This is a genomic window from Pseudomonas sp. I3-I5 (assembly GCF_022699445.1).
In the GTDB taxonomy this organism is placed as follows: domain Bacteria; phylum Pseudomonadota; class Gammaproteobacteria; order Pseudomonadales; family Pseudomonadaceae; genus Aquipseudomonas; species Aquipseudomonas fulva.
The window spans coordinates 4,141,502-4,163,692 of record NZ_CP093940.1 but is presented as its reverse complement, the minus strand read 5'-3'; the positions used below and the strand labels follow the sequence as shown (position 1 = coordinate 4,163,692).

Annotated in this window: 32 protein-coding genes; all 32 read left to right on the top strand. The window is 56.9% G+C overall.

Features of this window, described 5'->3' with window-relative positions:
- Positions 1-6 precede the first annotated feature (6 nt).
- The 32 genes from rpoC to rpoA all read left to right on the top strand — a co-directional run bounded on the left by rpoC (position 7) and on the right by rpoA (position 22,167).
- Positions 7-4,206 carry a DNA-directed RNA polymerase subunit beta' gene (gene rpoC / locus MOP87_RS18655; RefSeq protein WP_023535526.1) on the top strand — a complete coding sequence of 1,400 codons (4,200 nt, stop codon included), beginning with the start codon at positions 7-9 and terminating at the stop codon, positions 4,204-4,206.
- A gap of 211 nt (positions 4,207-4,417) precedes the next feature.
- A complete protein-coding gene (rpsL, locus tag MOP87_RS18650) occupies positions 4,418-4,789 on the top strand; it encodes a 30S ribosomal protein S12 (RefSeq protein ID WP_003255492.1) in 372 nt (123 codons plus the stop codon).
- 106 nt (positions 4,790-4,895) lie between these two features.
- Complete coding sequence (gene rpsG / locus MOP87_RS18645; protein ID WP_003246741.1) at positions 4,896-5,366, top strand: 30S ribosomal protein S7; 471 nt, start codon at positions 4,896-4,898, stop codon at positions 5,364-5,366.
- A gap of 30 nt (positions 5,367-5,396) precedes the next feature.
- A complete protein-coding gene (gene fusA / locus MOP87_RS18640; RefSeq protein WP_023535524.1) occupies positions 5,397-7,541 on the top strand; it encodes an elongation factor G in 2,145 nt (714 codons plus the stop codon).
- A gap of 31 nt (positions 7,542-7,572) precedes the next feature.
- Positions 7,573-8,766 carry an elongation factor Tu gene (gene tuf / locus MOP87_RS18635; protein ID WP_038411791.1) on the top strand — a complete coding sequence of 398 codons (1,194 nt, stop codon included), beginning with the start codon at positions 7,573-7,575 and terminating at the stop codon, positions 8,764-8,766.
- Between the two features lie 141 nt (positions 8,767-8,907).
- Entirely contained in the window at positions 8,908-9,219 is a 312-nt protein-coding gene (gene rpsJ / locus MOP87_RS18630) for a 30S ribosomal protein S10 (protein WP_003186070.1), read from the top strand.
- Positions 9,220-9,299: 80 nt separating this feature from the next.
- Positions 9,300-9,935: a 50S ribosomal protein L3 gene (gene rplC, locus MOP87_RS18625; RefSeq protein WP_003257089.1), complete on the top strand. Its 636-nt coding sequence runs from the start codon at positions 9,300-9,302 to the stop codon at positions 9,933-9,935.
- A gap of 12 nt (positions 9,936-9,947) precedes the next feature.
- Positions 9,948-10,550, top strand: a complete 603-nt coding sequence (gene rplD, locus MOP87_RS18620) for a 50S ribosomal protein L4 (protein WP_003255485.1) — start codon at positions 9,948-9,950, stop codon at positions 10,548-10,550.
- Positions 10,547-10,846, top strand: a complete 300-nt coding sequence (gene rplW / locus MOP87_RS18615) for a 50S ribosomal protein L23 (RefSeq protein WP_003255484.1) — start codon at positions 10,547-10,549, stop codon at positions 10,844-10,846. Before rplD ends, rplW begins: the two co-directional genes overlap by 4 nt.
- Positions 10,847-10,860: 14 nt before the next feature.
- Complete coding sequence (rplB, locus tag MOP87_RS18610) at positions 10,861-11,685, top strand: 50S ribosomal protein L2 (protein ID WP_027915105.1); 825 nt, start codon at positions 10,861-10,863, stop codon at positions 11,683-11,685.
- A gap of 16 nt (positions 11,686-11,701) precedes the next feature.
- Complete coding sequence (gene rpsS / locus MOP87_RS18605; RefSeq protein WP_003255482.1) at positions 11,702-11,977, top strand: 30S ribosomal protein S19; 276 nt, start codon at positions 11,702-11,704, stop codon at positions 11,975-11,977.
- Between the two features lie 11 nt (positions 11,978-11,988).
- On the top strand, positions 11,989-12,321 hold the full coding sequence (gene rplV / locus MOP87_RS18600; RefSeq protein ID WP_003103908.1) for a 50S ribosomal protein L22: 333 nt from the start codon (positions 11,989-11,991) through the stop codon (positions 12,319-12,321).
- Between the two features lie 13 nt (positions 12,322-12,334).
- On the top strand, positions 12,335-13,021 hold the full coding sequence (gene rpsC / locus MOP87_RS18595; RefSeq protein WP_023535026.1) for a 30S ribosomal protein S3: 687 nt from the start codon (positions 12,335-12,337) through the stop codon (positions 13,019-13,021).
- Between the two features lie 12 nt (positions 13,022-13,033).
- Positions 13,034-13,447: a 50S ribosomal protein L16 gene (rplP, locus tag MOP87_RS18590; RefSeq protein ID WP_003255479.1), complete on the top strand. Its 414-nt coding sequence runs from the start codon at positions 13,034-13,036 to the stop codon at positions 13,445-13,447.
- On the top strand, positions 13,447-13,638 hold the full coding sequence (gene rpmC / locus MOP87_RS18585) for a 50S ribosomal protein L29 (RefSeq protein WP_002555481.1): 192 nt from the start codon (positions 13,447-13,449) through the stop codon (positions 13,636-13,638). The genes rplP and rpmC overlap by 1 nt, the downstream gene beginning before the upstream one ends.
- Before the next feature lie 2 nt (positions 13,639-13,640).
- Positions 13,641-13,907 carry a 30S ribosomal protein S17 gene (gene rpsQ / locus MOP87_RS18580; RefSeq protein WP_023534981.1) on the top strand — a complete coding sequence of 89 codons (267 nt, stop codon included), beginning with the start codon at positions 13,641-13,643 and terminating at the stop codon, positions 13,905-13,907.
- Between the two features lie 23 nt (positions 13,908-13,930).
- Positions 13,931-14,299 carry a 50S ribosomal protein L14 gene (gene rplN, locus MOP87_RS18575; protein WP_002555479.1) on the top strand — a complete coding sequence of 123 codons (369 nt, stop codon included), beginning with the start codon at positions 13,931-13,933 and terminating at the stop codon, positions 14,297-14,299.
- 11 nt (positions 14,300-14,310) lie between these two features.
- Entirely contained in the window at positions 14,311-14,625 is a 315-nt protein-coding gene (rplX, locus tag MOP87_RS18570; protein WP_003255476.1) for a 50S ribosomal protein L24, read from the top strand.
- A 20-nt stretch (positions 14,626-14,645) separates the two neighbouring features.
- Positions 14,646-15,185, top strand: a complete 540-nt coding sequence (gene rplE / locus MOP87_RS18565) for a 50S ribosomal protein L5 (RefSeq protein ID WP_023535025.1) — start codon at positions 14,646-14,648, stop codon at positions 15,183-15,185.
- Positions 15,186-15,198: 13 nt separating this feature from the next.
- Complete coding sequence (gene rpsN, locus MOP87_RS18560; protein WP_023534988.1) at positions 15,199-15,504, top strand: 30S ribosomal protein S14; 306 nt, start codon at positions 15,199-15,201, stop codon at positions 15,502-15,504.
- Positions 15,505-15,713: 209 nt separating this feature from the next.
- Entirely contained in the window at positions 15,714-16,106 is a 393-nt protein-coding gene (rpsH, locus tag MOP87_RS18555) for a 30S ribosomal protein S8 (RefSeq protein WP_008089805.1), read from the top strand.
- A gap of 12 nt (positions 16,107-16,118) precedes the next feature.
- The gene (rplF, locus tag MOP87_RS18550) at positions 16,119-16,652 is read left to right on the top strand and encodes a 50S ribosomal protein L6 (RefSeq protein WP_009681972.1); all 534 of its coding nucleotides are present in this window, start codon (positions 16,119-16,121) and stop codon (positions 16,650-16,652) included.
- A 10-nt stretch (positions 16,653-16,662) separates the two neighbouring features.
- Complete coding sequence (gene rplR, locus MOP87_RS18545; RefSeq protein ID WP_008089801.1) at positions 16,663-17,013, top strand: 50S ribosomal protein L18; 351 nt, start codon at positions 16,663-16,665, stop codon at positions 17,011-17,013.
- Between the two features lie 3 nt (positions 17,014-17,016).
- The gene (rpsE, locus tag MOP87_RS18540) at positions 17,017-17,517 is read left to right on the top strand and encodes a 30S ribosomal protein S5 (protein ID WP_003255465.1); all 501 of its coding nucleotides are present in this window, start codon (positions 17,017-17,019) and stop codon (positions 17,515-17,517) included.
- 2 nt (positions 17,518-17,519) lie between these two features.
- Positions 17,520-17,696 carry a 50S ribosomal protein L30 gene (gene rpmD / locus MOP87_RS18535; RefSeq protein WP_023535007.1) on the top strand — a complete coding sequence of 59 codons (177 nt, stop codon included), beginning with the start codon at positions 17,520-17,522 and terminating at the stop codon, positions 17,694-17,696.
- A gap of 3 nt (positions 17,697-17,699) precedes the next feature.
- Complete coding sequence (rplO, locus tag MOP87_RS18530; RefSeq protein ID WP_023535012.1) at positions 17,700-18,134, top strand: 50S ribosomal protein L15; 435 nt, start codon at positions 17,700-17,702, stop codon at positions 18,132-18,134.
- Entirely contained in the window at positions 18,135-19,466 is a 1,332-nt protein-coding gene (secY, locus tag MOP87_RS18525; RefSeq protein WP_003257108.1) for a preprotein translocase subunit SecY, read from the top strand. It begins immediately after the preceding gene.
- Between the two features lie 28 nt (positions 19,467-19,494).
- Positions 19,495-19,611 (top strand): 50S ribosomal protein L36, encoded by a 117-nt coding sequence (gene rpmJ / locus MOP87_RS18520; RefSeq protein WP_002555468.1) that lies wholly within the window; start codon positions 19,495-19,497, stop codon positions 19,609-19,611.
- 131 nt (positions 19,612-19,742) lie between these two features.
- Positions 19,743-20,099, top strand: coding sequence for a 30S ribosomal protein S13 (gene rpsM / locus MOP87_RS18515; protein ID WP_009681976.1), 357 nt, complete (start codon positions 19,743-19,745; stop codon positions 20,097-20,099).
- Between the two features lie 18 nt (positions 20,100-20,117).
- Positions 20,118-20,507 (top strand): 30S ribosomal protein S11, encoded by a 390-nt coding sequence (gene rpsK, locus MOP87_RS18510; RefSeq protein WP_003255454.1) that lies wholly within the window; start codon positions 20,118-20,120, stop codon positions 20,505-20,507.
- A gap of 15 nt (positions 20,508-20,522) precedes the next feature.
- Positions 20,523-21,143, top strand: a complete 621-nt coding sequence (gene rpsD / locus MOP87_RS18505; RefSeq protein WP_003257114.1) for a 30S ribosomal protein S4 — start codon at positions 20,523-20,525, stop codon at positions 21,141-21,143.
- 22 nt (positions 21,144-21,165) lie between these two features.
- On the top strand, positions 21,166-22,167 hold the full coding sequence (gene rpoA / locus MOP87_RS18500; protein WP_003255452.1) for a DNA-directed RNA polymerase subunit alpha: 1,002 nt from the start codon (positions 21,166-21,168) through the stop codon (positions 22,165-22,167).
- The last annotated feature ends 24 nt before the right edge of the window (positions 22,168-22,191 follow it).

Below are 22,191 nucleotides of genomic sequence, written 5' to 3'. Positions count from 1 at the left end.
AAGGCCTTGAAAGACCTACTGAATTTGCTGAAAAACCAGGGTCAAGTCGAAGAGTTCGACGCCATCCGCATCGGTCTGGCGTCACCAGAGATGATCCGTTCGTGGTCGTTCGGTGAAGTTAAGAAGCCGGAAACCATCAACTACCGTACGTTCAAACCAGAACGTGACGGCCTGTTCTGCGCCAAGATCTTTGGCCCAGTCAAGGACTACGAGTGCCTGTGCGGTAAGTACAAGCGCCTGAAGCATCGTGGCGTTATCTGCGAGAAGTGCGGCGTTGAAGTTGCCCTCGCCAAGGTCCGTCGTGAGCGCATGGCTCACATCGAGCTGGCTTCGCCTGTCGCACACATCTGGTTCCTGAAGTCGCTGCCGTCCCGTATCGGCTTGCTGATGGACATGACCCTGCGTGATATCGAGCGCGTGCTCTACTTCGAGAGCTACGTCGTTATCGATCCAGGCATGACTACGCTTGAAAAAGGCCAGCTGCTCAACGACGAGCAGTACTTCGAAGCGCTGGAAGAGTTCGGTGACGACTTCGACGCCCGCATGGGTGCCGAGGCTGTCCGCGAGCTGCTGCACGCTATCGACCTGGAGCACGAGATCGGTCGCCTGCGTGAAGAGATTCCGCAGACCAACTCGGAAACCAAGATCAAGAAGCTGTCCAAGCGCCTGAAGCTCATGGAAGCCTTCCAGGGCTCCGGCAACCTGCCTGAGTGGATGGTCCTGACCGTCCTGCCAGTGCTGCCGCCGGACCTGCGTCCGCTGGTACCGTTGGATGGCGGCCGCTTCGCGACCTCCGACCTGAACGACCTGTACCGTCGGGTGATCAACCGTAACAACCGTCTCAAGCGCCTGCTGGATCTATCGGCGCCGGACATCATCGTGCGCAACGAAAAGCGCATGCTGCAGGAAGCGGTCGACGCCCTGCTGGACAACGGCCGTCGCGGTCGCGCCATCACTGGCTCGAACAAGCGTCCGCTGAAGTCCCTGGCCGACATGATCAAAGGTAAGCAAGGTCGCTTCCGTCAGAACCTGCTCGGTAAGCGTGTGGACTACTCCGGTCGTTCGGTCATTACCGTAGGCCCGACCCTGCGTCTGCACCAGTGCGGTCTGCCGAAGAAAATGGCCCTGGAGCTGTTCAAGCCGTTCATTTTCGGCAAGCTGGAAATGCGTGGTCTGGCGACCACCATCAAGGCTGCCAAGAAGATGGTCGAGCGCGAGCTGCCAGAGGTGTGGGACGTTCTCGCCGAAGTGATTCGCGAGCACCCCGTATTGCTGAACCGTGCACCGACCCTGCACCGTCTGGGTATCCAGGCATTCGAGCCGGTCCTGATCGAAGGCAAGGCCATCCAGCTCCACCCGCTGGTCTGCGCTGCGTACAACGCCGACTTCGACGGTGACCAGATGGCCGTTCACGTGCCGCTGACGCTGGAAGCTCAGCTCGAAGCGCGTGCGCTGATGATGTCGACCAACAACATCCTGTCGCCAGCCAACGGTGAGCCAATCATCGTTCCGTCGCAGGACGTCGTACTGGGTCTGTACTACATGACCCGTGAGGCCATCAACGCCAAGGGCGAGGGTCGTGTCTTTGCCGACCTGCAGGAAGTCGACCGCGTATTCCGCGCTGGCGAAGCTGCCCTGCACGCGAAAATCAAGGTTCGTATCAACGAGACCGTGAAAGACCGTGATGGCAGCGTCACCAAGAACACCCGCATCGTCGACACCACCGTTGGCCGTGCGCTGCTGTTCCAGGTTGTACCTGCTGGCCTGCCTTACGATGTCGTCAACCAGCCAATGAAGAAAAAGGCGATCTCCAAGCTGATCAACCAGTGCTACCGCGTGGTTGGTCTGAAAGAGACCGTCATCTTCGCTGACCAGCTGATGTACACCGGTTTCGCCTACTCGACCATCTCCGGTGTTTCCATCGGTGTGAACGACTTCGTCATTCCGGATGAGAAGGCGCGCATCATCGGTACGGCTACCGATGAAGTGAAGGAAATCGAAAGTCAGTACGCCTCCGGCCTGGTCACCCAGGGCGAGAAGTACAACAAGGTCATCGACTTGTGGTCCAAGGCGAACGACGAAGTGTCCAAGGCGATGATGGCCAACCTCTCGAAAGAGAAGGTCATCGACCGCGAGGGCAATGAAGTCGACCAGGAATCGTTCAACTCGATGTACATGATGGCTGACTCGGGTGCGCGTGGTTCTGCTGCCCAGATCCGTCAGCTGGCGGGTATGCGTGGTCTGATGGCCAAGCCGGACGGCTCCATCATCGAGACGCCGATCACCGCGAACTTCCGTGAAGGTCTGAGCGTACTCCAGTACTTCATCTCGACTCACGGTGCTCGTAAGGGTCTGGCGGATACCGCGCTGAAGACCGCGAACTCCGGTTACCTGACCCGTCGTCTGGTAGACGTGGCGCAGGATCTGGTGGTGACCGAGATCGATTGCGGCACCGACCAAGGTCTGGTCATGACCCCGCACATCGAAGGCGGCGACGTTGTCGAGCCGCTGGGTGAGCGTGTTCTGGGTCGTGTCATCGCCCGTGACGTGTTCAAGCCGGGCACCGAGGACGTCATCGTTCCTGCCGGTACGCTGGTAGACGAGAAATGGGTCGAGTTCATCGAGCTGAACAGCATCGACGAAGTGGTCGTGCGCTCGCCGATCAGCTGCGAAACCCGCTTCGGTATTTGCGCCAAGTGCTACGGTCGTGACCTGGCGCGCGGTCACCAGGTGAACATCGGTGAAGCGGTCGGCGTCATCGCCGCCCAGTCCATCGGTGAGCCTGGTACCCAGCTGACCATGCGTACGTTCCACATCGGTGGTGCTGCAAGCCGGACCTCGGCTGCTGACAGCGTTCAGGTGAAGAATGGCGGTATGGTACGTCTGCATAACCTGAAGCAGGTTGAGCGCGCAGACGGTAACCTGGTTGCCGTATCGCGTTCGGGCGAGTTGGCCATTGCCGACGAATTTGGTCGTGAGCGTGAGCGTTACAAGCTGCCGTACGGCGCTGTGATTTCGGTCAAGGAAGGTGACAAGGTCGAAGCTGGCGCCATCGTCGCCAAGTGGGACCCGCACACCCACCCGATCGTGACCGAACTCAAAGGTACCGTGACCTTCGTGGGCATGGAAGAAAACATCACCATCAAGCGTCAGACCGATGAACTCACCGGCCTGACCAACATTGAAGTGTTGGACGTCAAGGATCGCCCTGCCGCAGGCAAGGAAATCCGTCCGGCCATCAAGATGGTGGATGCGTCTGGTAAGGACCTGTACCTGCCGGGTACCGATGTACCTGCCCAGTACTTCCTGCCGGCTAACGCCTTGGTTGGCGTGGCCGACGGTGCACAGATCGGTGTCGGTGACGTTATTGCGCGTATTCCGCAAGAAACGTCCAAGACCCGTGACATCACCGGTGGTCTGCCACGTGTTGCCGACTTGTTCGAAGCGCGTCGTCCGAAGGAAGCGTCGATTCTGGCTGAAGTCAGCGGTACCATCGCCTTCGGTAAAGAAACCAAGGGCAAGCGTCGCCTGGTGATCACTCCGACCGACGGTAGCGATCCTTACGAAGAGCTGATTCCGAAGTGGCGTCACCTGAACGTCTTCGAAGGTGAGCAGGTAAACCGCGGCGAAGTTATCTCCGACGGCCCAAGCGATCCGCACGACATCCTGCGTCTGCTGGGTGTCAGCGCACTCGCCAAGTACATCGTCAACGAGATTCAGGACGTTTATCGTCTGCAAGGCGTTAAGATCAACGACAAGCACATCGAGACCATCCTGCGCCAGATGCTGCGCAAGGTCGAGATTTCCGAGTCGGGCGATTCCAGCTTCATCAAGGGCGACCAGATGGAACTGACTCAGGTACTGGTAGAGAACGAGCGTCTCGCCGGCGAGGACAAGTTCATCTCCAAGTTCACCCGTGTGCTGCTGGGTATCACCAAGGCGTCGCTGTCGACCGAGTCGTTCATTTCCGCGGCTTCCTTCCAGGAAACCACCCGCGTACTGACCGAAGCGGCCGTGACTGGCAAGCGCGACTACCTGCGTGGTCTGAAAGAGAACGTGGTCGTGGGTCGCCTGATCCCGGCTGGTACGGGTCTGGCTTACCACAGCGAGCGCAAGCGTCGCCGTGATGCAGACAAGCCGCTGCGTGTGAGCGCCAGTGAGGTGGAAGCCGCACTGACCGAAGCACTGAACTCCAGCGGTAACTGAGTACAGGGCAGGGCCCCGGTTTACCCCGGACCGTCGTCGGCGACATGAAATGTTGCCGATGATCGGGCGGGGAGGGCCGGGGCCTTGTCTTGACTGGGTGCAAGATCCTCTTTAGACTTTTGTACCCTTAAATTTGGTGAGGCTCCGTCTCGCCAATTTTTGGCTTTCTTGCAAGACAATAGAGTCGCAAGACAATCAGTGGAGCTAGTAGATGGCAACTATCAACCAGCTGGTACGTCAGCCGCGTAAGCGTTCGGTCGAGAAGTCCGACGTTCCTGCGCTGCAGAACTGCCCGCAACGTCGTGGCGTGTGCACCCGTGTGTACACCACCACGCCGAAAAAACCTAACTCGGCACTGCGTAAAGTATGCCGTGTGCGCCTGACCAACGGTTTCGAGGTTTCCTCGTACATCGGCGGTGAAGGCCACAACCTGCAAGAGCACAGCGTCGTCCTGATCCGTGGCGGCCGTGTAAAAGACTTGCCAGGTGTTCGTTACCACACCGTTCGCGGCTCTCTGGATACCTCGGGCGTTAAAGGCCGTAACCAGGGTCGTTCGAAGTACGGTACCAAGCGTCCGAAGTAATCGGCCGTTTGCAGACATCCATTTTTTTGAGTCGATAAGAGTAAGGTCGGGCGGGGGTCGTAGACCCAGGTCCCGGGCTAACCTGAAGACCGTTTGAGGGCTTATCATGCCAAGACGTCGTGTAGCAGCAAAACGTGAGATCCTTGACGATCCTAAGTACGGATCGCAGATTCTCGCCAAGTTCATGAACCACGTGATGGAAAGCGGCAAGAAGGCCGTAGCCGAGCGCATCGTTTATGGTGCCCTGGATACCGTCAAAGCACGCAAGAACAGCGACCCCCTGGAAATCTTCGAGAAAGCTCTCGACGCCATCGCTCCGCTGGTCGAAGTTAAGTCCCGTCGTGTCGGCGGTGCCACTTACCAGGTTCCGGTTGAAGTTCGTCCATCCCGTCGTAACGCTCTGGCAATGCGCTGGCTCGTAGACTACGCCCGTAAGCGCGGCGAGAAGTCGATGGCCCTGCGCCTGGCCGGTGAACTGCTGGATGCTGCCGAAGGCAAGGGTGCTGCAGTGAAGAAGCGTGAAGACGTTCACCGTATGGCTGAAGCCAACAAAGCGTTCTCGCACTACCGCTTCTAATTCAAGCATCAATCACTTTGCGAGGGCTTTATGGCTCGTACTACAGCAATTAACCGCTACCGTAACATTGGTATCTGTGCCCACGTTGACGCGGGCAAGACCACCACTACCGAGCGGATCCTGTTCTACACAGGTCTGAGCCACAAGATGGGCGAGGTGCACGACGGCGCCGCGACCACCGACTGGATGGTGCAGGAGCAGGAGCGCGGTATCACCATTACCTCCGCTGCCGTGACCACCTTCTGGAAAGGTTCCGTTGGTCAGTACGACAACTACCGCGTAAACGTCATCGATACCCCCGGCCACGTTGACTTCACCATTGAAGTAGAACGTTCGCTGCGCGTACTCGACGGTGCGGTCGTTGTGTTCTGCGGCACCTCCGGTGTCGAGCCTCAGTCCGAAACCGTATGGCGTCAGGCCAACAAGTACGGTGTTCCACGTGTTGTTTACGTGAACAAGATGGACCGTGCCGGTGCCAACTTCCTGCGCGTCGTAGGTCAGATCAAGAACCGTCTGGGTCACACCCCGGTTCCGGTTCAGCTGGCCATCGGTTCGGAAGATAACTTCCAGGGTCAGGTCGACCTGATCAAGATGAAGGCTATCTACTGGAACGACGACGACAAGGGCACCACCTACCGCGAGGAAGAAATTCCTGCGGACATGCTTGAGCTGGCTGAAGAGTGGCGCAACAACATGGTTGAAGCTGCCGCTGAAGCCAACGAAGAGCTGATGAACAAGTACCTGGAAGGCGGTGAGCTCACCGTTGACGAGATCAAGGCAGGCCTGCGCGCGCGCACCCTGGCCAGCGAAATCGTTCCAGCTGTTTGCGGTTCGTCGTTCAAGAACAAGGGTGTTCCCCTGGTTCTCGACGCCGTCATCGACTACCTGCCTGCTCCTACCGAGATTCCTGCCATCCAGGGTATCAACCCGGACGACAAGGATCTGGATAAGGAAGACCCGGCTGTTCGTAAAGACGAGCGTCACGCCGACGACAACGAGCCGTTCTCGGCCCTGGCGTTCAAGATCGCGACCGACCCGTTCGTAGGTACTCTGACCTTCGTTCGCGTCTACTCGGGTGTTCTGAGCTCCGGCGACTCCGTGATCAACTCGGTCAAAGGCAAGAAAGAGCGCGTTGGTCGTATGGTGCAGATGCACGCCAACCAGCGTGAAGAGATCAAGGAAGTGCGCGCTGGCGACATCGCCGCTCTGATCGGCATGAAAGACGTGACCACCGGTGAAACCCTGTGCAACGCCGATCATCCAATCATCCTTGAGCGTATGGACTTCCCGGAGCCGGTAATCTCCCTGTCCGTCGAGCCGAAAACCAAGGCCGACCAGGAGAAGATGGGTATCGCACTGGGCAAGCTGGCCCAGGAAGACCCGTCGTTCCGCGTCAAGACCGACGAAGAAACCGGCCAGACCATCATCTCCGGTATGGGTGAGCTGCACCTGGACATCCTCGTTGACCGCATGAAGCGCGAATTCAACGTCGAAGCCAACATCGGTAAGCCTCAGGTTTCGTACCGCGAGAAGATCACCAAGTCCAACGTCGAGATCGAAGGCAAATTCGTTCGTCAGTCGGGTGGTCGTGGTCAGTTCGGTCACTGCTGGATCCGTTTCTCGGAACCGGAAGTGGACGAGAAAGGCAACATCACCGAAGGTCTGGTGTTTACCAACGAAGTCGTTGGTGGTGTGATTCCGAAGGAATTCATCGCCCCGATCCAGAAGGGTATCGAAGAGCAGATGAAGAACGGCGTCGTTGCCGGCTATCCTCTGATCGGCCTGAAGGCCACGGTATTCGACGGTTCGTACCACGACGTCGACTCCAACGAAATGGCGTTCAAGATTGCTGCATCGATGGCAACCAAGCAGCTGGCCCAGAAGGGCGGCGGCGTGGTTCTCGAGCCGATCATGAAGGTCGAAGTTGTAACCCCGGAAGACTACCTGGGTGACGTGATGGGTGACCTGAACCGTCGTCGTGGTCTGGTACAGGGTATGGATGAGTCGGTCTCTGGCCGCGTCGTCCGCGCTGAAGTTCCGCTCGGGGAAATGTTCGGTTACGCGACCGACGTTCGTTCCATGTCTCAGGGTCGCGCAAGCTACTCCATGGAATTCTCCAAGTACGCTGAAGCTCCGTCGAACATCGTCGAAGCTCTCATTAAAAAACAAGGCTGATTCAGCCCCTTTAGGCTAGGAGTTCACTGTCGTGGCTAAAGAAAAATTTGATCGTTCCCTTCCCCACGTTAACGTCGGCACTATCGGCCACGTTGACCACGGTAAGACCACTCTGACCGCAGCTCTGACTCGCGTCTGCTCCGAAGTATTCGGTTCGGCAGTCGTTGAGTTCGACAAGATCGACTCGGCTCCGGAAGAAAAAGCGCGCGGTATCACCATCAACACCGCTCACGTTGAGTACAACTCGACCATTCGTCACTACGCTCACGTTGACTGCCCAGGTCACGCTGACTACGTGAAGAACATGATCACCGGTGCTGCCCAGATGGACGGCGCGATCCTGGTTTGCTCGGCCGCCGATGGTCCGATGCCACAAACCCGTGAGCACATCCTGCTGTCCCGTCAGGTTGGCGTTCCGTACATCGTGGTCTTCCTGAACAAGGCTGACCTGGTAGACGACGCTGAGCTGCTGGAACTGGTCGAGATGGAAGTTCGCGACCTGCTGTCCACCTACGACTTCCCAGGCGACGACACCCCGATCATCATCGGTTCGGCTCGTATGGCGCTGGAAGGCAAAGACGACAACGAAATGGGCACTACCGCTGTTAAGAAGCTGGTAGAAACTCTGGATTCCTACATCCCTGAGCCAGTTCGTGCCATCGACCAGCCTTTCCTGATGCCGATCGAAGACGTATTCTCGATCTCGGGTCGTGGTACCGTTGTGACCGGTCGTATCGAGCGTGGTATCGTCCGCGTTCAGGATCCGCTGGAAATCGTTGGCCTGCGTGACACCACCACCACCACCTGCACCGGTGTTGAGATGTTCCGCAAGCTGCTGGACGAAGGCCGTGCTGGCGAGAACTGCGGCGTTCTGCTGCGTGGTACCAAGCGTGACGACGTTGAGCGTGGCCAGGTTCTGGTCAAGCCAGGTTCGGTCAAGCCGCACACCAAGTTCACCGCAGAAGTCTACGTTCTGTCGAAAGAAGAAGGCGGTCGTCACACTCCGTTCTTCAAAGGCTACCGTCCTCAGTTCTACTTCCGTACCACTGACGTGACCGGTAACTGCGAACTGCCGGAAGGCGTTGAAATGGTAATGCCAGGTGACAACATTCAGATGACTGTTACCCTGATCAAGACCATCGCAATGGAAGACGGTCTGCGCTTCGCTATCCGTGAAGGCGGTCGTACCGTCGGCGCCGGCGTCGTAGCCAAAATCATCGAGTAATCACTCGACCGATTGAAAAAGCCCCCGCTCAGCGGGGGCTTTTTTTATTGGGTTGACACCAAATGGGGGCATCTATAGAATCACGCCTCCTTTTAGCGGGCGTAGTGCGTCCGTTGGGAACAGCCTGGAGTCTGAAATCCAATGCAAAATCAGCAAATCCGTATCAGGTTGAAGGCTTTCGACCATCGCCTGATCGACCAATCCACCCAGGAAATCGTGGAAACCGCGAAACGTACTGGTGCACAAGTGCGTGGTCCAATTCCACTGCCTACCCGCAAAGAGCGTTTCACCGTTCTGGTCTCCCCGCACGTCAACAAAGACGCGCGTGATCAGTACGAGATTCGCACTCATAAGCGTGTTCTGGACATCGTCCAGCCAACGGATAAAACCGTTGACGCGCTGATGAAGCTTGATCTGGCGGCAGGTGTGGAAGTACAGATCAGCCTCGGCTAAGACTTCGGTCTGGTCGTGTAACGCTCTGAAATGGGCGGCCATAGCGGGTGAAAGCCCCGTACACTCATGAGGTTTACAACATGACTATTGGTGTAATCGGTCGCAAGTGCGGTATGACCCGCATTTTCACCGAAGAAGGTGTCTCCATTCCGGTCACGGTCATTGAGATCGAGCCGAATCGCGTCACCCAGTTCAAAACTGAAGAAACCGATGGCTACCGTGCAGTGCAAGTCACTGTCGGCGAGCGTCGTGCTTCGCGCGTGACTGCCGCTCAGGCAGGCCACTTTGCCAAGGCCAACGTTGCTGCTGGTCGCGGTGTTTGGGAGTTCCGTCTTGAAGAAGGCGATTTCCAGGCTGGCGATCTGATCAAAGCTGAACTCTTCACTGCAGGCCAGCTGGTAGACGTTACTGGTCAGTCCAAGGGTAAAGGCTTCGCCGGTACCATCAAGCGCTGGAACTTCCGTGGCCAGGACAACACCCACGGTAACTCCGTGTCGCACCGTGTCCCAGGTTCCATCGGCCAGTGCCAGACTCCTGGTCGTGTGTTCAAGGGCAAGAAGATGTCCGGTCACATGGGCGCCGAGCGCGTGACTGTTCAGTCCCTGGAAGTTGTTCGCGTAGACGCTGAGCGCAACCTGTTGCTGGTCAAGGGTGCCGTTCCAGGCGCTACTGGCGGCGACGTGGTTGTACGTCCAGCTGTCAAGGCTCGCGGTTAAGGGGAAACTGACATGCAACTTAATGTAAATGACGCTCAGGCGATCGAAGTTTCCGAACTGACTTTCGGTGGCGAATTCAACGAGACGCTGGTACACCAAGCAGTCGTGGCCTACATGGCCGGCGGCCGTCAGGGCACCAAGCAGCAAAAGACCCGTTCCGACGTGGCTGGTGGCGGTAAGCGCCCATGGCGTCAGAAGGGTACTGGCCGTGCTCGTGCTGGTACCACTCGTGGTCCGATCTGGCGTGGCGGTGGTGTAACCTTCGCAGCTCGCCCTCAAGATCACTCGCAGAAGCTCAACAAGAAGATGTATCGCGCAGCTCTGCGCTCCATCCTCGCTGAGCTGGTGCGTAGCGACCGTCTGGTCGTGGTTCAGGACTTCGCTGTTGAAGCACCGAAAACCAAAGATCTGCTGAACAAGCTGAACGGCATGGGTCTGAGCGATGTGTTGATCGTTTCCGACGCTGTTGATCAGAACCTGTACCTGGCTGCTCGTAACCTGCCGCACGTCGACGTTCGTGACGTACAAGGTTCCGACCCGGTCAGTCTGATCGCATACGAGAAAGTGTTGATCACTGTCTCGGCCGTGAAGAAATTCGAGGAGCTGCTGGGATGAACCAGGAACGCGTATTCAAAGTCCTCCTTGGCCCGCACGTTTCCGAGAAGGCTACCGTTCTGGCTGAGAAGAAAGGCCAGTTCGTATTCAAGGTTGCTACTGACGCAACCAAGCTGGAAATCAAGAAAGCTGTCGAAGGCCTGTTCAACGTAAAAGTTGAAAACGTGTCGACCGTTAACGTTCTGGGTAAAACCAAGCGTACCGCACGTGGTCTGGGCAAGCGTAATGACTGGAAGAAGGCGATCGTCTCCCTTCAGCCAGGCCAAGATCTCGATTTCAGCAGCAGTGCTGAGTAAGGAAGGGGTGCATCATGGCAATCGTTAAATGCAAACCGACTTCCCCTGGCCGCCGTTTCGTGGTCAAGGTGGTCAACAAGGAGCTGCATAAAGGCGCTCCTCACGCACCGCTGCTCGAGAAAAAATCGAAGTCTGGTGGTCGTAACAACAATGGCCGCATCACTACGCGTCACGTAGGTGGTGGTCATAAGCAGCATTACCGTCTGGTCGACTTCCGTCGCAACGACAAAGATGGCATCCCAGCCACTGTCGAGCGTATCGAATACGATCCAAACCGTACTGCTCACATCGCCCTACTGTGCTACGCAGACGGTGAGCGTCGCTACATCATCGCCCCTAAAGGCGTGAGCGCTGGCGACCAGCTGATCGCAGGTGCCCTGGCCCCAATCAAGGCCGGTAACTCCCTGCAGCTGCGCAACATTCCAGTAGGTAGCACCATTCACGGCATCGAACTGAAGCCGGGTAAAGGTGCACAGATCGCTCGTTCCGCTGGTGCTTCGGCTCAGCTGATCGCTCGTGAAGGTGTCTACGTGACCCTGCGTCTGCGCTCTGGTGAAATGCGTAAAGTCCTGGCTGAGTGCCGTGCGACCCTGGGCGAAGTCTCGAACTCCGAGCACAGCCTGCGTTCGCTGGGTAAAGCTGGTGCCAAACGCTGGCGCGGCGTTCGCCCAACCGTTCGTGGTGTTGCCATGAACCCGGTTGACCACCCACATGGTGGTGGTGAAGGTCGTACCTCCGGTGGTCGTCATCCGGTATCGCCATGGGGCTTCCCAACCAAGGGTGCTAAAACCCGTGGTAATAAGCGTACCGACAACATGATCGTCCGTCGTCGCAAGTAACTAGAGGGATACGACAGTGCCACGTTCTCTGAAAAAAGGTCCTTTTATCGATCTTCACCTCTTGAAGAAGGTCGAAGTGGCGGTGGAGAAGAACGATCGCAAACCAGTTAAAACCTGGTCGCGTCGCTCGATGATCCTGCCACAAATGGTCGGTCTGACCATCGCGGTTCACAACGGTCGCCAGCATGTTCCAGTTCTCGTGAACGAAGACATGGTCGGCCACAAACTGGGCGAGTTCGCCGGTACCCGCACCTATCGCGGGCACGTGGCTGACAAGAAAGCCAAGCGTTAAGGGGTAAGGAAATGGAAGTAGCCGCTAAGTTGTCGGGCGCTCGAATCTCCGCCCAGAAAGCCCGCTTGGTCGCCGACCAGATCCGCGGGAAGAAGGTGGGCGAAGCGCTCAACCTGTTGGCCTTCAGCAGCAAAAAAGCCGCTGAAATCATGAAGAAAGTCCTCGAGTCGGCCGTAGCCAACGCCGAACACAACGAAGGCGCAGACGTTGATGACCTGAAGGTCTCCACCGTCTTCGTCAACGAAGGGCGTTCGCTGAAGCGCATCATGCCACGTGCCAAAGGCCGTGCTGATCGCATCGTCAAGCGGTCTTGCCATATCACTGTCAAGGTTGCGGACAAGTAACGGAGTCGATCAGATGGGTCAGAAAGTACATCCCACTGGCATTCGCCTGGGAATCGTCAAGGAGCACACCTCCGTCTGGTACGCAGACGGTGCTACTTACGCAGATTACCTGTTGAAGGATCTGAAAACGCGTGAGTACCTCCACGACAAACTAAAAAGCGCGTCCGTAAGCCGTATCGATATTCATCGTCCGGCTCAAACTGCACGCATCACCATCCACACCGCTCGTCCAGGTATCGTTATCGGGAAGAAAGGTGAGGATGTCGAGAAGCTGCGCCAGGACCTGACCAAGCAGATGGGTGTGCCTGTGCACATCAACATCGAAGAGATCCGCAAGCCGGAACTCGACGCCATGCTGGTTGCGCAAAGCGTAGCTCAGCAGCTGGAACGCCGCGTTATGTTCCGTCGCGCCATGAAGCGCGCCGTACAGAACGCCATGCGTATTGGTGCCAAGGGCATCAAGATCCAGGTGAGCGGTCGTCTCGGCGGCGCTGAGATTGCTCGTACCGAGTGGTATCGCGAAGGTCGTGTGCCTCTGCACACCCTGCGTGCCGATATCGACTACAACACCTACGAAGCTCACACCACTTACGGTGTGATCGGTGTGAAGGTTTGGATTTTCAAAGGCGAAGTTATTGGTGGTCGCCAAGAAGAACTGAAACCACAAGCACCAGCGCCTCGTAAAAAAGCTGCTAAGTAAGGGGTACGCCAAATGTTGCAACCTAAGCGTACAAAATTCCGCAAGCAGATGACTGGCCACAACCGTGGTCTGGCACTGCGCGGTAGCAAAGTCAGCTTCGGCGAATTCGCCCTGAAAGCTGTTGCTCGCGGTCGCCTCACCGCCCGCCAGATCGAGTCCGCACGTCGTGCGCTGACCCGTCACGTAAAACGTGGCGGCAAGATCTGGATCCGTGTATTCCCGGACAAGCCGATCTCCAAGAAACCTCTCGAGGTTCGTATGGGTAAAGGTAAGGGTTCCGTTGAGTACTGGGTTGCCCAGATCCAGCCAGGCAAAGTCCTGTACGAGATCGAGGGTGTTTCTGAAGAGCTGGCGCGCGAAGCTTTCGCTCTGGCCGCTGCGAAGCTGCCTCTCGCCACCTCCTTTGTTAAGCGGACGGTGATGTGATGAAAGCGAATGAACTTCGTGAAAAATCCGCACAGCAACTGAACGAGCAACTGCTCGGCTTGCTGCGCGACCAGTTCAATCTGCGTATGCAGAAAGCAACTGGCCAGTTGGGGCAGTCGCACCTGCTCTCGCAAGTCAAGCGTGACATCGCTCGCGTGAAGACTGTGCTCAACCAGCAGGCAGGTAAGTGATCATGGCTGAAGCTGAAAAAACCGTCCGTACGCTGACTGGCCGTGTCGTCAGCGACAAAATGGACAAGACCATCACCGTTCTGATCGAGCGTCGCGTTAAGCACCCGATCTACGGTAAATACGTTAAGCGTTCGACTAAGCTGCACGCGCACGACGAAACCAATCAGTGCAAGATCGGCGACAAGGTTTCCATTACCGAAACCCGTCCGCTGGCCAAGACCAAGTCCTGGGCACTGGTTGAAGTCCTCGAACGCGCTGTTGAAGTCTAAGGGCTAGGGGTCGGAGAAATTTTATGATTCAGACTCAATCCATGCTCGATGTGGCCGATAACAGCGGCGCTCGTCGCGTCATGTGCATCAAGGTGCTCGGCGGTTCTCACCGCCGTTACGCCGGCATCGGTGACATCATCAAAGTTACCGTCAAGGAAGCAATTCCGCGCGGTAAGGTCAAAAAAGGCCAAGTGATGACTGCTGTTGTCGTGCGCACCCGTCACGGTGTTCGTCGCGCTGACGGTTCCATCATTCGTTTCGACGGCAACGCTGCTGTTCTGCTGAACAACAAGCAAGAGCCGATCGGCACTCGCATCTTCGGGCCAGTGACCCGTGAACTTCGTACTGAGAAGTTCATGAAGATCGTCTCGCTCGCCCCTGAAGTGCTGTAAGGAGATCCGACATGCAAAAGATTCGTCGTGACGACGAGATCATCGTGATCGCCGGCAAAGACAAAGGTAAGCGCGGTAAGGTGCTGAAGGTTCTCGCTGACGACCGTCTGGTCATCGGTGGTGTGAACCTGGTCAAGCGTCATACCAAGCCTAACCCGATGGCGGGCGTTCAGGGCGGTATCGTCGAAAAAGAAGCGCCTCTGCACGCTTCCAACGTTGCCATCTTCAACGGTGAAACCAACAAGGCTGACCGCGTTGGTTTCAAAGTAGAAGACGGTAAGAAAATTCGTGTCTTCAAGTCGACCCAAAAAGCGGTTGATGCTTGAACACTGCTAGGTAGAAGACCATGGCACGACTGAAAGAGATTTACCGGAACGAGATCGCTCCTAAGCTTAAGGATGAACTTAAGCTGTCGAACGTGATGGAAGTTCCGCGCGTTACCAAAATCACCCTGAACATGGGTCTGGGCGAAGCGATCGGTGACAAGAAGGTCATCGAGCACGCTGTTGCCGACCTGGAAAAGATCACCGGTCAAAAGCCGGTCGTGACTTTCGCTCGCAAATCCATCGCTGGCTTCAAAGTCCGCGAAGGCTGGCCGATCGGCGTCAAGGTGACCCTGCGTAGCGACAAGATGTACGAATTCCTGGACCGCCTGCTGGCGATCTCCCTGCCTCGGGTTCGCGACTTCCGCGGCCTGAATGCCAAGTCCTTCGACGGTCGTGGCAACTACAGCATGGGCGTGAAAGAGCAGATCATCTTCCCGGAAATCGACTACGACAAGATCGATGCTCTGCGCGGTTTGGACATCACCCTGACCACCACTGCTCGTTCGGACGACGAAGGCCGCGCTCTGCTGCGTGCTTTCAAGTTCCCGTTCCGCAACTGATTGGAGTAGGAAAATGGCCAAGAAGAGCATGAAAAACCGTGAGCTGAAGCGTCAGCAAACGGTAGCCAAGTACGCTAAAAAGCGCGCTGAGCTGAAAGCGACCATCGTCAATCTGAACGCCTCTCCTGAAGAGCGTTTCGCTGCCGTTGTCGCTCTGCAGAAGCAGCCTCGCGATGCTAGCGCTGCACGCCTGCGCAACCGTTGCCGCCTGACCGGTCGTCCTCACGGTGTATACCGTAAGTTCGGCCTGGGCCGTAACATGCTGCGTCAAGCGGCAATGCGTGGCGACGTACCAGGTTTGGTCAAGGCCTCCTGGTAATCGCTGCAGGTTGAGTCGTCGGCGTAGGAGGTTAATCTTCCGACCGCCGGTGACGCTTCCCACGAACAAGCCCCTACATGGGGCTTGTTTCGTTTCTGGCTTGTGTCTAGAATGACCGGCTCACCTGAGCCTGGGCTTCGTGCCCTGCCTGTTCAGGTGGTTGTGATAGCCGCAAGGCTAATAATTCTTGTATCAGGAGCATCTAGCCCATGAGTATGCAGGACCCGTTAGCGGACATGCTAACTCGCATCCGTAATGCCCAGATGGCTGAAAAGTCCGTCGTAAGCATGCCTTCCTCCACCCTGAAGGTCGCGGTTGCCAAAGTTCTGAAAGATGAAGGTTACATCGCTGGTTACCAGGTAACTGGTGAAGCCAAGCCTTCCCTGTCGATCGAACTCAAGTACTTCGAAGGCCGTCCGGTCATCGAGGAACTGAAGCGCTCCAGCCGTCCAGGCCTGCGCCAGTACAAGTCCGTCACAGATCTGCCGAAAGTACGTGGCGGCCTGGGCGTGTCTATCGTCTCCACCAACAAAGGTGTGATGACTGACCGCGCTGCGCGCGCTGCCGGTGTCGGCGGCGAAGTTCTGTGCACAGTGTTCTAAGGGGAGATAGGCATGTCTCGCGTCGCTAAGAACCCCGTTAAGCTGCCAGCAGGCGTCGAAGTAAAATTCGCCGGCCAGCAGCTTTCGGTGAAGGGTGCCAAGGGCACTCTCGAACTGAACGTTCACTCGTCTGTTGAAGTTACCGAAGAGTCCGGCGAACTGCGCTTCGTCGCTCGCAACGGTGATCAGCAAGCTCGCGCCATGGCCGGTACTACCCGCGCTCTGGTGAACAACATGGTCCAAGGCGTAAGCCAAGGCTTCGAGCGCAAGCTCCAGCTGGTCGGTGTTGGTTACAAGGCACAGGCAAAAGGCACCGTCCTGAACCTGGCTCTGGGCTTCTCGCATCCAGTGGACTACGAACTGCCAGCCGGTATCACCGCAGAAACCCCAAGCCAAACCGACATCCTGATCAAGGGTATCGATAAGCAGCTGGTGGGTCAGGTGGCCGCTGAAATCCGCGATTTCCGTCCGCCAGAGCCTTACAAAGGCAAGGGTGTGCGTTACGCGGACGAAGTAGTCCGTCGTAAAGAAGCCAAGAAGAAGTAGGGCCTAGCAAATGACCGACAAAAAAGTTACTCGACTGCGTCGCGCTCGCAAAGCACGTCTCAAGATGCACGAACTCGAAGTCGTGCGCCTGTGCGTGTTCCGCTCCTCGCAGCATATCTACGCCCAGGTCATTTCGGCCGACGGCAGCAAGGTTCTGGCAAGCGCCTCGACCTTGGACAAAGACCTGCGTGATGGCGCCACTGGCAACATCGACGCGGCCACTAAGGTTGGCAAGCTGGTAGCTGAGCGCGCGAAAGCCGCCGGTGTATCTCAAGTTGCCTTTGACCGTTCCGGCTTCAAGTACCATGGCCGCGTCAAAGCGCTGGCTGATGCTGCTCGTGAAGGCGGGCTGGAGTTCTAAGTTATGGCAAATAACGATCAAAAGCGCGACGAAGGCTACATCGAGAAGCTGGTTCAAGTTAACCGCGTTGCCAAAACCGTAAAAGGCGGCCGTATCTTCACCTTCACCGCGCTGACCGTGGTGGGTGATGGCAAGGGTCGTGTTGGCTTCGGCCGTGGCAAGTCGCGCGAAGTACCTGCCGCGATCCAGAAAGCCATGGAAGCTGCTCGTCGCAACATGATTCAGGTAGACCTGAAGGGCACCACTCTGCAGTACGCCACCAAGGCCGCCCACGGCGCCTCGAAGGTTTACATGCAGCCTGCCTCGGAAGGTACCGGTATCATCGCCGGTGGCGCAATGCGTGCTGTCCTGGAAGTTGCTGGTGTTCAGAACGTTCTGGCCAAGTGCTACGGTTCGACCAACCCAGTGAACGTGGTTTACGCCACCTTCAAGGGTCTGAAAGCCATGCAATCTCCTGAATCCATTGCTGCCAAGCGCGGCAAGAGCGTCGAGGAGATCTTCTGATCATGGCAACCGTTAAAGTAACGCTGATCAAAAGCACCGCCGGCCGTCTGCCTAACCACATTCTGTGCGTTAAAGGCCTGGGTCTGCGTCGCATCGGTCACACTGTAGAAGTCCAAGATACTCCCGAGAACCGCGGGATGATCAACAAGGCTTACTACATGCTGAAGGTCGAGGGTTAATCAATGAAACTCAATGATCTGAGTCCAGCGCCGGGTTCCCGTCGCGAGAAGCATCGTCCGGGCCGTGGTATCGGTAGCGGTTTGGGTAAGACTGGTGGCCGTGGTCACAAAGGTCAGACCTCCCGTTCCGGTGGCACCATCGCTCCGGGCTTCGAAGGCGGTCAACAGCCGCTGCACCGTCGTCTGCCGAAGTTCGGCTTCGTTTCCCTGAAAGCCATGGACCGCGCAGAAGTGCGTCTGTCCGAGTTGGCCAAAGTGGACGGCGACGTGATCTCCGTGCAATCCCTGAAGGATGCCAACGTGATCGGCCAGAACGTACAGCGTGTGAAAATCATGCTGTCTGGCGAAGTCACTCGCGCAGTCACCATCAAGGGTATCGCAGCCACCAAGGGTGCGCGTGCGGCTATCGAAGCAGCTGGCGGCAAGTTCGAGGAATAAATGGCTAAGCAAGGTGCTCTCTCTTCGCTCGGTAAGGGCGGGATGTCGGAACTCTGGGCTCGTCTGCGCTTTCTGTTCATGGCGATCATCGTCTATCGGATAGGTGCGCATATCCCGGTTCCCGGCATCAATCCGGACCGTCTGGCGGATCTGTTTCGGCAGAATGAGGGGACCATTCTTAGCTTGTTCAACATGTTTTCCGGTGGCGCGCTTGAGCGCATGAGCATCTTTGCATTGGGGATCATGCCGTACATTTCGGCATCGATCATCATGCAGCTGATGACCGCGGTCAGTCCGCAACTGGAGCAGTTGAAGAAGGAAGGTGAAGCTGGCCGTCGCAAGATCAGCCAGTACACCCGCTACGGCACCGTTATCCTGGCGCTGGTCCAAGCCATTGGCATGTCCATTGGCCTGGCCAACCAGGGCGTGGCGTTTTCTGTAGGCCTCGGCTTCCATGTCGTTGCCGTCTCCACCTTTGTGGCAGGCGCAATGTTCATGATGTGGCTGGGCGAGCAGATCACCGAGCGCGGTGTGGGCAACGGTATCTCGATGTTGATTTTCGCAGGTATCGTTGCCGGTCTTCCGAGAGCAATCGGGCAGTCTTTCGAGTCTGCACGCACGGGTGATATCAACATTTTCGCCCTGGTCGCTATCGGTTTGCTGGCAGTAGCGATCATCGGTTTCGTGGTGTTCATCGAGCGTGGTCAGCGGCGTATTGCCGTTCATTACGCCAAGCGCCAGCAGGGCCGCAAGGTCTTCGCTGCGCAGACCAGCCACTTGCCGCTGAAGGTGAACATGGCGGGGGTTATCCCGGCCATCTTCGCGAGCAGCATCTTGCTGTTCCCGGCTTCGCTGGGTGCCTGGTTCGGTCAGTCCGAAGGTATGGGCTGGCTGCAGGACATCTCGCAGTCGATCGCTCCTGGTCAGCCGTTGAACATTCTGCTGTTTAGTGCAGGGATCATTTTCTTCTGCTTCTTCTACACAGCATTGATGTTCAATCCGAAAGACGTAGCGGAAAACCTGAAGAAGTCCGGTGCCTTTATTCCGGGTATCCGTCCTGGTGAGCAGTCGGCGCGCTACATTGATGGCGTTCTGACTCGTCTGACCATGTTCGGTGCTCTTTACATGATGGCCGTCTGCCTTCTGCCCCAGTTCCTGGTGGTGGCAGCAAATGTGCCGTTCTACCTTGGCGGGACCTCGTTGCTGATTGTGGTAGTGGTTGTGATGGACTTCATGTCCCAAGTACAATCGCACCTCGTTTCGCACCAGTACGAATCCCTGATGAAGAAAGCCAACCTGAAAGGCTACGGTGGCAGCGGTTTGCTGCGCTGATAAGCCCCTAAGGTTCGAGGAGTCGGTAATGAAAGTTCGTGCATCGGTGAAAAAGCTGTGCCGCAACTGCAAGATCATCCGTCGCGAAGGCGTCGTACGAGTGATCTGCAGCGCGGAACCGCGTCACAAACAGCGCCAAGGCTGAGTGTGATTCGCGCTTCAAACCCAGCAGCTAGTGTGCTGCTGGGTTGATTATTTGTTTCTACAGCGATATTATCTCGCGCCCTATTTCTTGGCTTCCGGGGCGTAGGTAGCTGTCAATTGGAGTCCCACTGAATGGCCCGTATTGCAGGCGTTAACATTCCAGATAACAAGCATACTGTTATCTCGCTGACCTACATCTATGGTGTCGGTCGCACTACTGCACAGAAAATCTGTGTAGATGCTGGTGTAAATCCAGCCGCTAAGATCAAGGATCTGAGCGACGAGCAAATCGAAACCCTGCGTGGCGAAGTCGCGAAGTTCACCACCGAAGGTGACCTGCGCCGTGACGTAAACATGAAGATCAAGCGCTTGATGGACCTGGGTTGCTACCGCGGCCTGCGTCATCGTAAAGGTCTGCCGGTTCGCGGTCAGCGCACCAAGACCAACGCACGCACCCGTAAGGGCCCGCGTAAGCCGATCCGCAAGTAATCGCCCAGGAATATAGACATGGCAAAACCTGCTGCTCGTCCTCGTAAAAAAGTCAAAAAGACAGTGGTTGATGGCATCGCCCACATCCACGCTTCTTTTAACAACACCATCGTGACCATCACCGACCGTCAGGGCAATGCTTTGTCCTGGGCGACCTCCGGTGGTTCGGGTTTCCGTGGTTCGCGCAAATCCACCCCGTTCGCAGCTCAGATCGCTGCTGAGCGTGCTGGTCAAGCTGCGCTGGAATACGGTCTGAAGAACCTCGACGTAAACGTCAAGGGTCCAGGTCCAGGTCGTGAGTCCGCCGTTCGTGCATTGAACAGCTGCGGCTACAAGATCGCCAGCATCACCGACGTGACGCCAATCCCGCATAACGGGTGCCGTCCGCCGAAGAAGCGTCGCGTGTAATCAGGAGACAGATAAATGGCACGTTACATTGGTCCAAAATGCAAACTGTCTCGTCGTGAAGGCACCGATCTGTTCCTGAAGAGCGGCGTTCGCGCTCTGGAATCGAAGTGCAACATCGAAGCAGCCCCAGGTATCCACGGCCAGCGCCGTGGCCGTCAGTCCGACTACGGTACCCAGCTGCGCGAGAAACAAAAAGTCCGTCGTATCTACGGTGTTCTGGAGCGTCAGTTCCGCGGTTACTACCAGGCCGCTGCCTCGAAAAAAGGCGCAACCGGTGAGAACCTGCTGCAACTGCTCGAGTGCCGTCTGGATAACGTCGTTTACCGTATGGGCTTCGGCTCGACTCGTTCCGAGTCCCGTCAGCTGGTTTCGCACAAAGCGATCAGCGTCAACGGTAAGACTGTAAACATTCCATCCTACCAAGTTCGTCCGGGTGACGTGGTCGCGGTTCGTGAGAAGTCGCTGAACCAGCTGCGCATTGTTCAAGCCCTTGAACTGTGTGCCCAGCGTGGCCGCGTTGAGTGGGTTGACGTGGATGCTGCCAAAAAGTCGGGCGTTTTCAAGAACGTTCCTGCTCGCAGCGACCTGTCTGCCGACATCAACGAAAACCTGATTGTCGAGCTCTACTCCAAGTAAGGGCTAGAAAATAGGTGCATCCATGCAGATTTCGGTAAATGAGTTCCTGACTCCCCGCCACATTGATGTGCAGGTAGTCAGTCCGACCCGCGCCAAGATCACGCTCGAGCCTCTCGAGCGTGGCTTCGGCCATACCCTGGGCAACGCGCTGCGCCGCATCCTGTTGTCCTCCATGCCTGGCTGTGCAGTAGTCGAGGCCGAGATCGATGGCGTACTCCACGAGTACTCCGCGATCGAAGGTGTACAGGAAGATGTCATTGAAATCCTGTTGAACCTGAAAGGCCTGGCTATCAAACTGCACGGTCGTGACGAAGTTACGCTGACCTTGTCGAAAAAGGGTTCGGGGGTGGTTACCGCTGCCGATATTCAGCTGGATCACGATGTCGAGATCGTCAACCCCGATCACGTAATCGCGAACCTGGCGTCGAATGGCGCCCTGAACATGAAGCTCACTGTAGCTCGTGGTCGCGGTTACGAGCCGGCCGACTCCCGTCAGACCGACGAAGACGAAAGCCGTAGCATTGGCCGTCTGCAGTTGGACGCTTCGTTCAGCCCTGTGCGTCGTATCGCCTATGTGGTCGAGAACGCACGTGTTGAACAGCGTACCAACTTGGACAAGCTGGTCATTGATCTGGAAACCAACGGCACCCTGGATCCTGAAGAGGCTATCCGCCGCGCTGCGACCATCCTGCAACAGCAGTTGGCCGCGTTCGTCGACCTCAAAGGTGACAGTGAGCCTGTCGTAGTCGAGCAGGAAGACGAGATCGATCCGATCCTGCTACGTCCGGTTGACGACCTGGAACTGACTGTACGTTCGGCCAACTGCCTGAAGGCGGAGAACATCTACTACATCGGCGACCTGATTCAGCGTACCGAAGTAGAGCTGTTGAAGACTCCTAACCTTGGCAAGAAGTCCCTGACTGAAATCAAGGACGTCCTGGCCTCTCGTGGTCTGTCTCTCGGCATGCGCCTCGACAACTGGCCGCCTGCAAGTCTTAAGAAGGACGACAAGGCGACCGCCTGATCGTCGTAATCACCGAACGTAGTG

Bases quoted from the DNA above. Each gene is read 5' to 3' on its own strand.
- rpsM (WP_009681976.1), top strand. From the start codon at position 19,743: ATGGCCCGTATTGCAGGCGTTAACATTCCAGATAACAAGCATACTGTT.
- rpsH (WP_008089805.1), top strand. From the start codon at position 15,714: ATGAGTATGCAGGACCCGTTAGCGGACATGCTAACTCGCATCCGTAAT.
- rpmD (WP_023535007.1), top strand. From the start codon at position 17,520: ATGGCAACCGTTAAAGTAACGCTGATCAAAAGCACCGCCGGCCGTCTG.
- rpsL (WP_003255492.1), top strand. From the start codon at position 4,418: ATGGCAACTATCAACCAGCTGGTACGTCAGCCGCGTAAGCGTTCGGTC.
- rplW (WP_003255484.1), top strand. From the start codon at position 10,547: ATGAACCAGGAACGCGTATTCAAAGTCCTCCTTGGCCCGCACGTTTCC.
- rpsG (WP_003246741.1), top strand. From the start codon at position 4,896: ATGCCAAGACGTCGTGTAGCAGCAAAACGTGAGATCCTTGACGATCCT.
- rpsD (WP_003257114.1), top strand. From the start codon at position 20,523: ATGGCACGTTACATTGGTCCAAAATGCAAACTGTCTCGTCGTGAAGGC.
- rplV (WP_003103908.1), top strand. From the start codon at position 11,989: ATGGAAGTAGCCGCTAAGTTGTCGGGCGCTCGAATCTCCGCCCAGAAA.
- rpsN (WP_023534988.1), top strand. From the start codon at position 15,199: ATGGCCAAGAAGAGCATGAAAAACCGTGAGCTGAAGCGTCAGCAAACG.
- rpsJ (WP_003186070.1), top strand. From the start codon at position 8,908: ATGCAAAATCAGCAAATCCGTATCAGGTTGAAGGCTTTCGACCATCGC.
- rpmJ (WP_002555468.1), top strand. From the start codon at position 19,495: ATGAAAGTTCGTGCATCGGTGAAAAAGCTGTGCCGCAACTGCAAGATC.
- rplC (WP_003257089.1), top strand. From the start codon at position 9,300: ATGACTATTGGTGTAATCGGTCGCAAGTGCGGTATGACCCGCATTTTC.
- rplD (WP_003255485.1), top strand. From the start codon at position 9,948: ATGCAACTTAATGTAAATGACGCTCAGGCGATCGAAGTTTCCGAACTG.
- rpsQ (WP_023534981.1), top strand. From the start codon at position 13,641: ATGGCTGAAGCTGAAAAAACCGTCCGTACGCTGACTGGCCGTGTCGTC.
- rplN (WP_002555479.1), top strand. From the start codon at position 13,931: ATGATTCAGACTCAATCCATGCTCGATGTGGCCGATAACAGCGGCGCT.
- rpmC (WP_002555481.1), top strand. From the start codon at position 13,447: ATGAAAGCGAATGAACTTCGTGAAAAATCCGCACAGCAACTGAACGAG.
- rpoA (WP_003255452.1), top strand. From the start codon at position 21,166: ATGCAGATTTCGGTAAATGAGTTCCTGACTCCCCGCCACATTGATGTG.
- rplX (WP_003255476.1), top strand. From the start codon at position 14,311: ATGCAAAAGATTCGTCGTGACGACGAGATCATCGTGATCGCCGGCAAA.
- fusA (WP_023535524.1), top strand. From the start codon at position 5,397: ATGGCTCGTACTACAGCAATTAACCGCTACCGTAACATTGGTATCTGT.
- rplE (WP_023535025.1), top strand. From the start codon at position 14,646: ATGGCACGACTGAAAGAGATTTACCGGAACGAGATCGCTCCTAAGCTT.
- rpsE (WP_003255465.1), top strand. From the start codon at position 17,017: ATGGCAAATAACGATCAAAAGCGCGACGAAGGCTACATCGAGAAGCTG.
- rplF (WP_009681972.1), top strand. From the start codon at position 16,119: ATGTCTCGCGTCGCTAAGAACCCCGTTAAGCTGCCAGCAGGCGTCGAA.
- rplO (WP_023535012.1), top strand. From the start codon at position 17,700: ATGAAACTCAATGATCTGAGTCCAGCGCCGGGTTCCCGTCGCGAGAAG.
- secY (WP_003257108.1), top strand. From the start codon at position 18,135: ATGGCTAAGCAAGGTGCTCTCTCTTCGCTCGGTAAGGGCGGGATGTCG.
- rplP (WP_003255479.1), top strand. From the start codon at position 13,034: ATGTTGCAACCTAAGCGTACAAAATTCCGCAAGCAGATGACTGGCCAC.
- rplR (WP_008089801.1), top strand. From the start codon at position 16,663: ATGACCGACAAAAAAGTTACTCGACTGCGTCGCGCTCGCAAAGCACGT.
- rplB (WP_027915105.1), top strand. From the start codon at position 10,861: ATGGCAATCGTTAAATGCAAACCGACTTCCCCTGGCCGCCGTTTCGTG.
- rpsC (WP_023535026.1), top strand. From the start codon at position 12,335: ATGGGTCAGAAAGTACATCCCACTGGCATTCGCCTGGGAATCGTCAAG.
- rpsK (WP_003255454.1), top strand. From the start codon at position 20,118: ATGGCAAAACCTGCTGCTCGTCCTCGTAAAAAAGTCAAAAAGACAGTG.